The sequence below is a fragment of the Microbacterium sp. MYb54 genome (assembly GCF_002979515.1).
GTDB lineage: Bacteria > Actinomycetota > Actinomycetes > Actinomycetales > Microbacteriaceae > Microbacterium.
Window position 1 is genome coordinate 1 of sequence record NZ_PCPA01000031.1, and the last position, 14,027, is coordinate 14,027.

A 14,027-nucleotide genomic window follows, 5' to 3' on the forward strand; every position below is an offset into this window, starting at 1 on the left:
CGAGCGGTTGAGCCCGCTGGTCATCCCGACGATCGACACCGATACCGTCGCCACGGCCCAGACACCCTGTGCGTCGTTGTCGGTGGCCGAGGCGACGGTATCGGTGTCGATCGTCGGGATGACCAGCGGGCTCAACCGCTCGAACACGACGTCATCGAATCCGTCGCCGTCGAGATCCGTGGTCGCCGCGGGTGCGACATAGGCGACGTTGCGCATCGTGCTGCTGCCGCCCGGCACCGAGACGATCCGGGCGACGACGGTGAGGATCGATCCCTCGGCACCCGCGGCGAGGTCGGCGTCCGCCGTGGCGGTCCGTCCGTTCACGGTGTAGCCGTCACCGGACATCGACACGAGCTCGAGACCGTCGGGAAGAAGCTGCGTGACGGTCCAGCCGGCCGGCGCCGCGCGCGGACCGTCGTTGCGCGGCGTGAGCGTCCAGGTGACGAGGTCACCGACCGCGAGAACCCGACCGTCGTCGACGTCGAGCGCTTCCTGCAGCGAAAGATCGATGCAGTTCATCGGGTAGAGGACCGGGGCCTCCGTCAGCTCGCGGACCTCCGCGCCCCCGCCGTCGTGGAACAGCACACCGTCGAGGTAGCCGGTGGCCCGGCACGCCGACCCCCAGTCGTTGGGGTCGTCGTAGTCGCGCGCATCGACCGCGACCGGTCCGCCATCGGGCAGAGAGCGCACGAGACGCGCGGCGGAGTCGTCGCCGACGACGGCGTTGGCGTAGGTGCGCACCGCAACCGAGGCCGGGTCGAACGTGTTGCCCGTGACGAGGACCGGATCTCGAAGCGTCCGCCGCTCGGCCTCCGGAGATGCCGGGTCTTCGGTGCCGACGGCGATCGAGGTGCCCGTGCCGGTGAAGATGTTGCGTTGCACGCGCACGTCCGACGAGGAGTACGAGCCCGAGGTCTCGCCGTCTTCCCAGAGCGGAGCGATCCGCACCGCCACGCTGCCGGCCGGTTGGTCGATGATGTTCTCCGCCACGAGCAGGTCGTGGGCGCCTCCTGCCGTGACGACGTTCGACTGCCCTGTCACGGTGTTCCGCAGCACCTGGGTGGCCGTGGTCCCCTGCAGGACATCGATCCCCGCCCCGTTCCCCGCCATGACGTTGTCGTGGATGACGAGGTCATGGCTGATGCCGTTCTCGGGCGTCGTGACGACGAAGACACCGACGGCGGCGTTACCGGTGAACGAGGACGAGCCGACGTCGAGGTCGGAGACGCTGCGACCGTAGAGCGCCCGCTCCACGACCCCGCCGACGGTCGCGTTCGTCACACTCGCGCCCGCCGTCGCGGAGTAGAAGAACCCGTACGAGCCCGCGTCGATCGAGGAGCGGTCGACGTGCACATCCTGTGAGCCGTAGGCGCGGAGGATCGCCGCCCCGGTGACGGGTGTGAGCCCGGTGCGTCCGTGCACCACGATGTCCTGGGCGCGTACGCCGACGGACTGATGGATGACGAGAGCAGCGCCCGTCAACTCCGCGTCGACGTCGGAGATCGAGGCGTTGAACGCTCCGAGCAGGTAGATGCCGCTGGAGGCGTCGGGAGCACCGACGGCTGTGACCCCGGAGATCACGATGTCCCTGCGATCGGACTCGGGGGTGAACGACGACTGCGACCCGATCGCATACAGGAACCCCGTCGCGGTCACGCCGGTCACGGTCACACGCCCGGCGTTGACGAGGTTTATCCCGGTGCCGGCGTCGCCCCAGGTGCCCGCGTCGAGCACGGGGTCGGAGATCGTGGCGCCCTGGGTGGACCCGAGGGTGATGCCACCGAAAGCGGTGATCCGCGGCGCGATGATCGCGGGACCCGCGCCCGTGTTGTCCAGGTGCGTGGTCACGCCGTACATCATGCCCGTGATCGTCGGCGTCTCGATCCGCACCCCGGTCGATCGCAGAGTCAGGATGCCCGTGGACTGGTTAGCCCCGGTCCCGGTGATGTCGGCGCGCACGATACTGGCGCCCGTCGTTGCCCCCAGGGCGATGCCCTCGCGCGCGGCGCCCGTGATGGTCGCGTCGATGACCGATGCGCCGGCCGAGCCATTGGTCGTGCCGGTGCCGATCCCCCGTGCGAATCCGTCGACCGTGACGGAGGCGACCGTGGCTGCGCTCGAATTGGCGAGATCGATGCCGGTGCCGGTGCCCTCGGTCCCCGTCACACTGACGCCGGTGATCTGCGCACCCGTCGCCGTCCCGAGAGACAGCCCCGAGACCGCCGCGGAGATGCTGCCGCCGGTGACGACGATCCCCCCGGCCTGCGATGCGGCGGTCACCGCCACCCCTGTCGCGACGGCGCTGATGTCGGCTCCGGTGATGGTCGCCGACCCCGTGGTGAGGTTGATGCCGTAGGAGGAGACGACACCGCCGCCGTCCATGGTGAAGCCGCTGATGACGACCCCCGTCAGCCCTGCAGCCAGTTGGATGCCGGTCGGTCTGGCCACCGCATTCGGGTTGCGCACGGTCACGTCGGTGAGCGCGACGCCGGCTCCGGTCACCGAGATGGTCGCCCCCGTCGAGGCAATGCCCACCGTGACGTCATCGGCCAGCTGCAGCCCCCCGCCGCTCACGGTGAATCGGGTGTAGAGGACAGACGCCGCGCTGGTGTCGAGGGTCACCGTCCGGGAGACGGTGAGCGCACCCGTGAAGGCGTAGTCGCTCGGGTCGAAAGAGACGGTGGCGCCCGCGGGTGCCGCCGTGATGGCGGCCTGCAGTGTGAGCAGCGCGGTGGCATCCGGCCGTTGATCGGGAGTGCCGACCCAGGCCATGCGCACGGTGTTGGCGTTCGGGATCAGTCCGGGAGCGGGAGGCGGAGGGAACTCGACCACGGACTCGTCAGGGACGGGAGCAGGCTCGTCGAGTCCGTCGGGAACCGGTGCTCCGTCCGGTGGCTCGGGATCACCCGTCGAGAGGTCGTCCGGAGGGAGCAGGGCGAGGGTGGGGCCTGTCACGCTCGTCGCCGCCGCGCCTGTCAGCGGCAGGCCCGTCGCTGCCGCAGCCGGCACCGAGGCCGCTGCGCCGAACCCGAGAGAGACGGTGGCGGCGAGCATCAGAAGCAGCGTGCTGTGACGGCGTGCGCCCGACCTGCGGTTCATGGAGCCCCCTCACGGCGAACCGAACCCGGCCTCCGCCGGTTCCTGCCGAGAGTAGACCGCCGGGACGCGCAGGACCACCCCTATCGCGCGAGGCTCCTGCGACGTATGAGCGGCACCACGGCGGCGACGACCACCACTATCGCGGCGACCAGCGCCGCCGTGGTGAACCCGCCGGCGACCACCGCGGCAATCGTTCCGAGAACCGCGATGCCGAGGCCACCGCCGAGCGCGAAGCCGACCTCCTGGATCGCACCGACCTGGCCCGCATCGTCTTCGGTGGTGGCATCGAACAGCGCGGTGGCCGCGAGCGTGGCTCCGATGCCGAACCCGAGCCCGACCAGCACCAGCGGCACGGCGACGACCTCGGGGTCGGTGAACAGCCACGCCATGCCGGCAGCCTGCAGCAGCAGCGCCCCGACGGTGAGCGCTTCGGCCCGCACCCAGCGGAGCGCGATCGGGGCGACCACTCCGCCGATCGCGATGGCGGCCGCCTGCGGGAGGATCGCGAGACCGGCCTCCGCGGCGCTCCATCCCCTGGTGTCCTGCAGATGCAGGCTCACGAGGAGGACGGATGCCGAGGACACACCGCTCGCGACGAGGATGCGGGTGATGGCAGGACTGAATCCCGGGATCCCGAACAGACGCATGTCGATGAGCGGCTCGGACAGCCGGCGCTGGCGCAGGATGAAGTACACGAGGCTGCCGACCGCGACCACGGCGGCGATTCCCGCGGGCACCGGCGCGGCGAGCGCCTCGTGCAGCGCGAAGGCCAGGGCGCCGAGGGCGACGATCGACGTGACGATGCTCGGAAGGTCCCACGACGGCGTCCGGGAGCTGCGGGAGTCGGGCACCAGCCAGAGGGCCAGCACACCGGCGAGCACCGCCAGCGGCACGCTCCCCAGCAGCAGCCAGCGCCATCCCGGTCCCTCCGCCAGAAGTCCGCCCAGCACCGGGCCGAGCGCACTGCCCACCCCGAACGTCGCCGTCCACAGTCCGTAGGCGAGCACCCGCTCCCTGGCGTGATACTTCGCGCCGATCGTTGCCACGACCCCGGCGACGACGAACGCCTCGGCCACACCCAGCAGCGCCCGGATCACGATGAGCAGCATCCCGCTCTGCGCGAATCCGCCGACGGCGTTGAGCACCGCGAATCCGGCGAGACCGATCAGCACGATCTTCTTCCGCCCGAAGGCATCACCGATCCTCGCCGCGAGGATGAGGGTCGCGGCGAGCGAGAGCGCATACACGTCGGCGAGCCAGAGACCCTCGGTGTCACTGAGCGCGAGCTCGCCGCGGATGGCCGGAAGCGCCGTGGAGACGCTGCTGATGGCGAGCGCGCCGATGAGGATTCCGAGGAGCAGGGGGACCATCGCGAACCAGAGGCGGAGGGTCGAGCGCGAGGCGGCGATGGTGGGGGTTGAAGTCACAAGCTCAGTCTGTAAAGTACAGACAGAAGGTGCAAGTACGGTCATTTCTGTCACGTACTGACAGTTTGGATACCAAGGCGGACGACACGAGGAGCGTGTGATGAGGGAGAAGACCGAGCGGATCGTTCGCGACTGGTCCGAGTCGTGCGACGCCGAGGTGTCGATCGCGGTTCTCGGCGGCGCCTGGAAACCGAGCATCCTCACGCTTCTCGGCGAGCACGAGGTGCTGCGCTTCGGCGAGCTCGGCCGTCTGCTCGAGAACCCGACCGCCCGCGTGCTCACCCGCCAGCTGCGCGAGCTGGAAGAAGACGGCCTCATCACCCGTACCGTCTACCGGCAGGTGCCGCCGAAGGTCGAGTACCGCCTCAGCGAACTCGGCACCAGCGCCACCCCGTTGCTCATCGAGCTGACGCGGTGGGGCACGCAGTACGCCGAGCGGCAACGCGCGGCCTCGACCGCCAGTGAGCCCCTCGACCGCGACCCCGTCGTCGCGTAACCCCTCGCCTACTCGCTGTCGAGGAAGACCCCGACGCGCTCGCCGTCGTACACGAACTGCAGCGCCGTCCCCGAGGGGAAGCGTTCGCTCAGTTCCTTGGGGATATTGCTGTCGAACGGCACTTCCACGGTCGCGGGGAACGTACCGACGGCGCACCCGGAGTACGTGGGTCCGTCGTAGCTCCATCCCTCGGAGGAGTCGAACTCGTCCTTCTCAGGAATCTGATCTGTACGGGCGACGGTGAGGCAGTCGGCTCCGACCGAGCCGTTGAAGTACCCGCCGGTGCTCTCGATGAGAGCCAACCCGTAGAAGTCGAACACCGCGGAACTCGGACCCGCCCCCATCCACCCGGACGGAATCTCCAGCGTGGATGTCGCCTCCAGCGTGGCGATCTGCGGAGCGACGGCGGAAGTGGAGGAGACGGGAGAGATCTTCACCAAGGCGAAGGTGACGGCGGCCGACACGGCGGCCGCCGACAACGCGGCCGCCGCCACGATCGCGGCCAGCCAGACGATCCTGGACGTCCGTGCCGAGAACCACGCTGACAGCCGCTCGGCTGATCTCTCGCGTGCCGAGACCGGCTCCGACGGTTCGGCGGGGGCGCCGGCGAAAACGTCCAGCGCATCCTCCACCGAATCCTGGGCGCGTCGCCCCGCCCCTGCCTCTCCCCGAACGGGTTCAGCCGGTCGAATCGGCGCCATGTACCGAACGGTCTCTGCTTCCGGAGCAGGCACGACGGCATCGTCGACAGCGGCCTTCGGCTGTCTCATCGCCTCCAGCTGCTGGAGGCGGCGGAGCGCGGCGGGATCGTTCTCGATGTCCGCCGTCGGACCATAGGCGCGGGCCCGGAGGGCGCGAAGCTCTTCATCAGCCGCAGTGCTCATCTCCGGCATCGTCTCACAGGCCGGACGGTCAGCCGCAGAACGCCGAGGCCGAGTCCTTGAGCTGCTCGATGGCCTCCACCGTTTCCGGAGCCTGCAGGTCGGTCATGCCCCCGATCTGGGTGGCGCCGGAGCGGATGAGGTCGCCCAGCTGTCCGTCGACGTTGGCCGCGAGACCTTCGAGTGAGGCGACGAGTTCGTCGCGCGCCGCGTCGGCCTGCTCCGCCGAGACCTCGCCCTGGTCGAGCAGTGACTGGTACTGCCCGTAGGCGTCGTCGATCGTGGTGCAGGTCGCCTGGACGTCGATCCCCACTGCGTCACCGGCCATCTGCGTGACCTGCGAGCAGCCGGAGAGGACCCCGGCGGCGAGCCCTGCAGCGAGGACGAGAGGAAGGACCACGATTCGGCGCATGGCATGAGGGTAGCGGCTCGACCTGACGCCTTCCTGCGACCCATGCCCGTCGCCGCATGGAGCACTTGCACGGGCGAAGGCGTCTAACATCGCAAGCGCGCGATGGCCGGGGAGGTGGGCGCCTGATGAAGGTCATGCTCGTGGATGACGATGCGGAGATCCGCCTCGGTTTCACGACCGCCCTGCGGCGCCGCGGCCACACCGTCGACACCGCAGCGGACGTCGCCACTGCCCGCCTGCTCGCCGAACGGATCAGTCCGGATGTCGCGATCATCGACGTCATGCTCCCCGACGGCGACGGGTTCTCGCTGTGCCGCGAGATCCGCACCCGATGGGGCTTCCCGACCGTCATGCTCACCGCGCGCGATGAGGATGCGGATGTCGTCATCGGCCTCGACGCCGGAGCCGACGACTACATCGCGAAGCCGGTGAGCGTGGCAGTGCTCGAAGCGCGCCTGCGGACCGTCCTGCGGCGCAGCTCCCGCCTCACCGAGGAGCCACTCCGGGTCGGATCGCTCGCACTGCACGAGGATTCCGCAGAGGCGCTGGCGGACGGCGAGGCCCTTCCGCTGAGCGCCACCGAATTCCGCCTGCTGTACGAGCTCGCCCTCAGCGACGGGCACACCCTGAGTCGTTCGCGTCTGATCGATGCGGTCTGGGCGCAGTCCCGGCCCGACACCCCGCGGGTGGTCGACACCGCCATCCAGCGACTGCGCGCGAAGCTGACCGCAGCGAACGTCTCGTCGCCACAGCTGGAGACCGTCCGCGGGATCGGATACCGGCTGCGATGACCGCGCGCCGCCGCCTGACCCTCCGCTCAGCCATCGCCCTCGCTCTCGTCGGCAGCACGATCGCGGTATCGGTCCTCGTCACCGGTGTCGTCGTGTTCACGGCCGGCAAGATCGTCTACGAGTCCAGACAGCAGGGGCTCCTCGACGAGTTCGCGACGACGGCCGACGCCCTGTTCACCTCCATCTCCACCGCGTCGCCCGAGGACACATGGAAGTACTACGCCGAGATCCTCCCCGGAGAGACGGTCATCATCGACCTCGACAGCGGCCGGAGCGCCGGTGAGCTCCGGCCGGATCAGGTGCCCGACGCACTGCGCATCGACGACAGCAGCCGCTCCGGCGAACTGACCTCGCTGATGACCACGCTCGACGGCCGAGAGGTGTTCTTCGTCTCGGTCGTGCGGGACGATCTCCCCCAGGACCCGAGCGCCCGGCTCGCCGTGGTCACCGCCTACTCGATGCAGCCGCAGCAGGAGCAGGTGCGAGAGCTCATCGTGTCCGGAGTGCTCCTCAGCGGCGGGGTCGTGGTCCTCGTCATCCTGCTCGAGCGCCTGCTCGGTGGCGCGTTGACGCGTCCGCTGCGCCGCCTGGTCGACACGGCGCGCGCGGTCGGGTCCGGCGACGGTCCGCCGGAATGGAAACCGTCGTTCGATGACGTCGACCGCGTGGCCGACGCCCTTCGCCTCTCCTCCGAGCGGCTGGGCGACACCATCGGGCAGCTGCAGCGCCGTGAGGCGGAGTCCCGGCAGCTCGTCAGCGACGTCGCCCACGAGCTGCGCACCCCGCTCACCTCGATGATGGTGGTCGACGAGCTCCTCGACGAAGACGAGCAGGCGACCGCAGAGGAACGGGCTGTCGCCGCTGCGGTCGTGCGTACCGGAACCCGTCGGCTGCACGCCCTGACCGAGCACCTCCTCGAACTCTCCCGCCTGGATGCCGGAGTCGCGCGAGTACACCCGACGACAGTCGTGCTCCACGACCTGCTCATCGACGTGGTCGACGCGACAGGGGTCGATGTCTTCGAGACCTCGGTCGCCCCCGATCTTCGGATCCACACCGACGCCGCGCGGCTGTACACCGTGATGGCGAACCTGCTCACGAACGCCTCGCGGCACGGCCGACCGCCCGTCACCGTCCGCGTGCATGAAGACGGCGATGTGCTGTACATCGATGTCGGCGACCACGGCCCCGGCATCGCCGAGACCGACGTCGAGCGGGTGTTCGACCGCTTCGTGACCACCGACCGTTCGCGCTCCGACGGGGCCGGCACCGGGCTCGGACTCGCGATCGCCCGCGACAACGCGCGACTCCTCAGCGGGGAGCTCGCGCTGCTCGCCTGCTCCCCCGGTGCGACGTTCCGCGTGACCCTCCCTCTGCTGTGACACTCGTGTGACATTCGTCGTCGACACTGGCTGCTCGCCGACGTCGAGAGGTCTTCCCATGAGTCTTCCCCCGCCCGCTGCCCCGAGCAGGCTGCGCCGACGACGGCTGCGGCGCTTCCTCACCCTGACCGCGGTCGCCATCCTCGTGATCGGTGGAGGGACGGTCGCCGTCGCGGCGATCCGACTCTCGCAGAACGTCACCACGGTCGAGCTGCACCCCGCACACACCGACGAGCCTCCCTCCGTCGCAGACTTCGACGGCGAATTCGACGTGCTGCTCGTCGGATCAGACGGTCGCGCAGGGCAGGGCGCCCAGTACGGCGAGGGCGGTGACGTCGAAGGCAGCCGGAACGACGTCACCCTGCTGCTGCACGTGAACGAGTCGCACGACGCGGCCACTGTGATCTCCTTTCCCCGCGACCTGCTCGTCAACATGCCCTCGTGCACCGACCCCGGCACCGGGAAGACCTGGGACGCCGGTCACCGGGTGCAGTTCAACGAATCGCTCGCTCGCGGAGGGCTGGGGTGCGTCGCGTCGACGGTCACTGCGCTCACCGGAATCGACCTCGCCTACGCAGCGGAGATCAGCTTCACCGGAGTCATCGACGCCTCCAACGCGGTCGGGGGCGTGCCCATCTGCTTCGCCGGCCCCATCCACGATCGGCACTCCGGGCTGGAGATCCCCGAAGCGGGCACCTACGACCTCAGCGGCGAACAGGCTCTGGCGCTCCTGCGCTCCCGCTACGGCATCGGTGACGGGAGCGATCTCGCCCGCATCTCGACCCAGCAGGTGTTCCTCTCATCTCTCCTGCGAACGCTGCGCGACCAGTCGACCCTGACCGATCCGGTGAAGCTGTTCGGGATCGCCGATGCCGCGACGCGGAACATGACGCTGTCCACGCCGCTCGCAGACCTCGGAACACTCGCATCCATGGCGAAGGTCTTCAGCGAGCTGCCGCTGGAGAACATCGCGTTCGTGTCGTACCCGCACCTTCCCGCCGGCGACCGTGTCGTCCCCGACGAGCAGGCCGCCGTCGCGCTGCTGGAGCGGGTGAAGTCGGGCGAGACGGTGAACATCAGCGCCGACCACACGGGCCGTGGGAGCGAGTTGTCCGAGCCGTCCGCCCCGCCGTCGGCCGATCCCGAAGAGCCGACGACGACGGAGCCCGAGAGCCTGCCGGAGAGCATCGACGGGCAGAGCGCGGCGCAGGACACCTGCGTGCGCCCGTACTCCGGGTAGCACCGCGTGACTCGCGGGCGTGGAGCGTCGGCCCCACGCCCGCGAGTGCGGACTATCCGGTCGCGCCCGTGAGTGTGAACGGGACGGTCGTGGCATTGCCCGCCACGTCGTACACGACCAGGGAGTTCGCGCCGGCGACGGCGCCGAACGCTCCCGGCTTCACGAAGTTGAGGTCCGACCAGACGTTGTCCGTCAGATCCTTCCCCGCTCCGTTGAGGGTCAGTCGATCCACCTTGCCCGCATCGTTGAGCTTGTACGAGACCAGGCTGTAGGCGCCGTCGGCCCGGACGGTGAACTGTCCGCCCTCCTTGACCGTGACCGCGGGAGCGGTGACGTCGAGCGTGAATCGAACGGTGGTGGCATTGCCGGCCAGGTCGTACACGACCAGGGTGTTGGCCCCTTCCACCGCCCCGAACGCACCCGGCACCACCGCGTTCAGGTCAGACCAGACATCGTCCGTCAGGTCCTTCTCGACGCCGTTGAGCGTCAGCCGATCGATCTTCCCGGCATCTTGCAGCTTGAACGAAACCTTGCTGTAGATGCCATCGCGTCCGACGGTGAAGTCGGCCCCGCTCTTGACCGTCGCGACTGGTGCGGTGGTGTCCTCGGCAGCGGCCGTGACCGAGAGGTCGCGGAGGCGTCCGAAGTTGTCGAAGGACCAGAAGCCCACCCGCCCCTCGGGGAAGGTCTTGTCGTTCGCGGTCATCAGCGGGGTGTCGAGCCCGTCGACGTACACGGCGATGTCTCCCGTGTCGGCGCAGCGCAGCACGCGCACGTCATGCCACTCCTCGTCCGTGACCGCGGGCGGCGCCCCGACCGCACCGTCCCACTGGTCGTCGATCCGCTCGCGGTCGGCCTTGTTCACCTTGAAGATGCCGTTGTGCGGGTAGATCGAGTTGTCCTGCGAGAGGTGCGCGTAGTAGTACTCCGTGTCCGACTTCCACCCGAAGACGATGATGACGTCGCGGTTGTTGACCGATGCCTTCTCATCGAGTCGCACCTGGCCGGTGAGGTCGAACGAGCCGAGCTCTTCGCCCTCGGTGAGCACGGCGTACTCGAACGGACGGCGGATCCCGTCGTTCGGGTTCGTCCCCGCCTCGGTGAGCACGACCTCGTCACCGGGGAAGTCCCACTTGGCGGGTGTCCGCGGCGCCCAGTCGTCCTCCGCCATCACGTCGGTGAGGGTCTCGCCGTCCGGCGTGCACGCGGGCGGCACCGGCGGTTCGACGGGCGGCACGGCGTAGAGCGCGTACTGCGCGGCGACCTGTTCGGCTGTCGGCACCGTGTCGAGCAGAATGATGTCGTCCATCCGCCCGTTGAACGGATTGGCCTCCTTGGTGTTCTGCGGGAAGCTGCCGCCGATCTTGATGCCGGCCGGTGCGGTGTCGGAGGTCGATCCGTCTCCCCACGGGTTCGCTGCGGTGTACTTCCCCGCGAGTTCCTCGCCGTTCATGAACAGCTTCATCTCGCCGGCGGCGAAGTCGAAGGTCGCCGCGAGATGCACCCACTGCCCCTTCTTGAGGATCTCGTTCCAGGGCAGGTCAGCCGCGAACGTCCAGGAGCCGGCACCGTCGACGCGGCGCCCGAGAGCCACGAGCTTGAGCTCGCCGTCGACGGTGATGACCTCGAGCAGCGCTCGCACCGCGTGCCCGTCGGAGGTGCCGGTGAGCACCCCTGCGAGACCGATGGCGTTGTACACGTCATCAGGTTTCGCGGTGCCGGAGTTCAGGGCCGGGTGATCGCCGGTCGGCTTGAACCAGCCCATGACGGAGGCCTTGTCGGTGCCGGCGAACCTGTCGAGCGACTCGACGCCGTCCGCATCGTAGACACCGGCCTTCCAATCGTCGTTCGATGCGGTCCGCGGACTCATCTGCTGCGTCTGGAGGGCCTCGCCCGCACCCGGGTAGGCGCGATCGGCGACCCGCATCTCGACCCCGCCGTTGATCAGCGAGATGGGGGTGCCGGAGCGACCCTGATCGAGCTCGATCGTCGGCTTCGCCGCATCCGGGTGGTCGAAGTCGTGGTGCGTGACGAGGTTCGGTGCGAGCGCAGGGAGAACGAACGGGTTGGTCGGCTCATCGACCGAGCGCGCGCCCGTCACCTTCCAGATCTTGCCGTTCGCCTTCGACACGAGGTACAGCTCACCGTCGGCGTCGGAGCCGAACCGCAGGTCGACGCGCTTGTCGCCGACCAACTCCTGGAACGTGGTCTCCACGCCGTCGGCGAAGACCCGCAGCTCCTCGATCGTGGCGAGGTCGGCGATGTCACCGTCGTTGCGCACCATCTCCGCGGAGTCGGTGGACAGCACCCAGCCGCGCACCAGATCCGTGAAGAGGTAGCGCCCCTGGAGCTCGGGAATCTCGCCGCGATAGACGAACCCGCCGTTCACGGCCACGCCGGCGTCTCCGGTCTGCCCGGGATCGCGGTTGTGGTCGTAGGCGGCCACCGGATACGTGAAGCCGTTCTCGGCATCGTCTTCCGGCAGCGGGAAGATCTGTCGGTTCTCGGCCAGGAACGAGCCCTCGCGCACCGACCAGCCGAAGTTGTCTCCCGGCTCGACGGCGTAGACCGACTCGACCTGCCATTCGCCGATGTGGGCGAGGTACATGGTGTGGTCGCCCTCGGTGTCCCAGCTGATCCGGTGCGGGTCGCGCATGCCGACGGCGTAGATCTCGGGCAGCGCATCCGCCTCGTCGACGAAGGGGTTGTCGTCCGGAACGCCGTAGGCGCCGTTCTCACTGTCATCGCCGGTGGGGTTCACTCGCAGGATCTTGCCCTGCGGAGTCGCCAGGTCCTGCGGGTTGCCGTTGCCGACGCCGTTCCCGCCGTCGCCGACGAGCACGTAAAGGTTGCCGTAATCGGCGTCCCCGGCCGACACCGTCGGGTTGAACGCGATCTGCTGCACGGTGTGCACGCGTCCGGCGAACGGGATGCGCATGACCTCGCGGTGCGTACCGGCGAAGGTCGCAGCCGACGGGTCATCGGCCTTCCACTCGGTGATCACGCTGTGGAACGCGGTGGTGCCGAACGCGGGGAAGTCCGGGGTGTCTTCCGTCAGCGCCGTGCCGCCCTCGGTGTGCACGGTGTAGAACAGCCCGTTCTCGGCGAAGTCGGGGTGGAACTCGGCGGAACCGAGACCCGTGCCGAGCCCTGCGCTGTTGTGGAAGTTGTCGATGAACTCGTTCCGGACGTTGAGGTACGGGACGTACTCGCCCGATTCCTTGTCGACCAGATAGAGGATGTCGTTGTTGTCGGGCACCATCAGCCGGCCGGAGTCGTCGGGCACCTCGTCGAGGTGCGTGATGCGGTTGTGCCGAACGAGACGCGGATCCTGCGTCGCCGGGGTCGTCTGCGACTTCGGCAGCTGCGCGAGCTCGGTCACCTCGATCCCGAGGTCGGCGAGAGCGGGATCGGGCAGCGGGTTGAGCAGCGGCTCGTTCGCCGTGCCACCCGGTGCGCAGTCGCCCGGGTTGCCTGTCGCGATAGCCAGGTTCTCCCCCGTGTTGTCGACGGCCACGTCGTCGAGCAGCAGGCGTCCTGTGCTCGTGGCACCGTTCTTCCAGAAGAAGCGGTCGAGCGCGCCGTTCACGGCCTGACGGAAGCCGAACTGCTGCTCGGTCCCCTCCGGGAGGCGGGTCTGCTCCTCGTACGCGCCGCCCTGGCTGTACACGGTGACCTTGTCGGCCGCGTTGTCGGCGACGATCCACACGCACTGCCAGGCATCCTTCGACCACACGCCGGCAGGCTTGAAGGCCCCGCCGTCACGGACACGCAGCACGTCGTCGTTCTGGTTGTTCACGTAGGCGCGACTGTTCACGTAGTCGTTCGGTGCATCCACATCCGTGAGTCCGAACGAGGTGTCGACGCTGCCGGTGCGCAGGAAGCGGAAGAACAGCGTGCCGGTGTCTCCCTCTGCGATGGCGGGGATGGCACGGTACGACTGCTGCCCTCCCCCGACGGATTCGACGACCTGATTGTTGCCGTTCAACGGGTCGGCGATCACGCGAGGCGCCCCCGACGCCGCCCATCCGTCCTGACCGTTCAGGGCGACGCGCTCGTATCCCTCGAAGTCGATCAGCTCGGTGAAGGGTTCCGCCGCAGCCGCGGGACTCGCGGTCAGCAGGGCTCCGACGACGGCGACCGCCGCGACCAGCGCACCCGTTCGTCGGACGCCGAAGGATCGAGGAGGCGGTGCGGCCGATCGAGTGCTCGAGCTCGCGGGGCGCATGGTTCGTTCGTGCATCAGAAACCTCTCAACGTCGTCGTCGTGTGGTGTCGTGCCGATGGTCGTGCCCCTTC

At 69.0% G+C, this 14,027-nt stretch carries 9 protein-coding genes; 4 read left to right on the forward strand and 5 right to left on the reverse strand.

Annotation, left to right across the window (positions count from 1 at the left end; all coding sequences use genetic code 11):
* Together CQ040_RS19235 and CQ040_RS19240 are read right to left on the reverse strand one after the other, a co-directional pair.
* On the reverse strand, positions 1–3,099 hold a 3,099-nt coding region (locus CQ040_RS19235), incomplete at its 3' end, for a right-handed parallel beta-helix repeat-containing protein (RefSeq protein WP_146115308.1).
* An 80-nt stretch (positions 3,100–3,179) separates the two neighbouring features.
* On the reverse strand, positions 3,180–4,526 hold the full coding sequence (locus tag CQ040_RS19240; protein WP_181157120.1) for an MFS transporter: 1,347 nt from the start codon (positions 4,524–4,526) through the stop codon (positions 3,180–3,182).
* 100 nt (positions 4,527–4,626) lie between these two features.
* On the opposite strand from CQ040_RS19240, the gene CQ040_RS19245 reads away from it, so the two are divergent.
* The gene (locus tag CQ040_RS19245; protein ID WP_028502629.1) at positions 4,627–5,022 is read left to right on the forward strand and encodes a helix-turn-helix domain-containing protein; all 396 of its coding nucleotides are present in this window, start codon (positions 4,627–4,629) and stop codon (positions 5,020–5,022) included.
* Positions 5,023–5,030: 8 nt separating this feature from the next.
* On the opposite strand, the gene CQ040_RS19250 is transcribed toward CQ040_RS19245, so the two are convergent.
* Positions 5,031–5,906, reverse strand: a complete 876-nt coding sequence (locus CQ040_RS19250) for a hypothetical protein (protein WP_105528672.1) — start codon at positions 5,904–5,906, stop codon at positions 5,031–5,033.
* Positions 5,907–5,934: 28 nt separating this feature from the next.
* On the reverse strand, positions 5,935–6,315 hold the full coding sequence (locus CQ040_RS19255) for a hypothetical protein (RefSeq protein WP_105528673.1): 381 nt from the start codon (positions 6,313–6,315) through the stop codon (positions 5,935–5,937).
* 125 nt (positions 6,316–6,440) lie between these two features.
* Between CQ040_RS19255 and CQ040_RS19260 the strand changes: the two genes are divergently transcribed.
* Genes CQ040_RS19260 through CQ040_RS19270 form a run of 3 tightly spaced genes read left to right on the forward strand, consistent with a single transcriptional unit; the run spans position 6,441 to position 9,728 of the window.
* Positions 6,441–7,106, forward strand: coding sequence for a response regulator transcription factor (locus CQ040_RS19260; RefSeq protein WP_181157118.1), 666 nt, complete (start codon positions 6,441–6,443; stop codon positions 7,104–7,106).
* Positions 7,103–8,488 carry a HAMP domain-containing sensor histidine kinase gene (locus CQ040_RS19265; RefSeq protein WP_105528675.1) on the forward strand — a complete coding sequence of 462 codons (1,386 nt, stop codon included), beginning with the start codon at positions 7,103–7,105 and terminating at the stop codon, positions 8,486–8,488. The genes CQ040_RS19260 and CQ040_RS19265 overlap by 4 nt, the downstream gene beginning before the upstream one ends.
* A gap of 58 nt (positions 8,489–8,546) precedes the next feature.
* Positions 8,547–9,728, forward strand: a complete 1,182-nt coding sequence (locus tag CQ040_RS19270) for an LCP family protein (RefSeq protein WP_105528676.1) — start codon at positions 8,547–8,549, stop codon at positions 9,726–9,728.
* A 52-nt stretch (positions 9,729–9,780) separates the two neighbouring features.
* Here CQ040_RS19270 and CQ040_RS19275 read toward each other — a convergent pair whose 3' ends face one another.
* The gene (locus CQ040_RS19275) at positions 9,781–13,971 is read right to left on the reverse strand and encodes a PQQ-dependent sugar dehydrogenase (RefSeq protein ID WP_258133649.1); all 4,191 of its coding nucleotides are present in this window, start codon (positions 13,969–13,971) and stop codon (positions 9,781–9,783) included.
* Positions 13,972–14,027 lie beyond the last annotated feature (56 nt).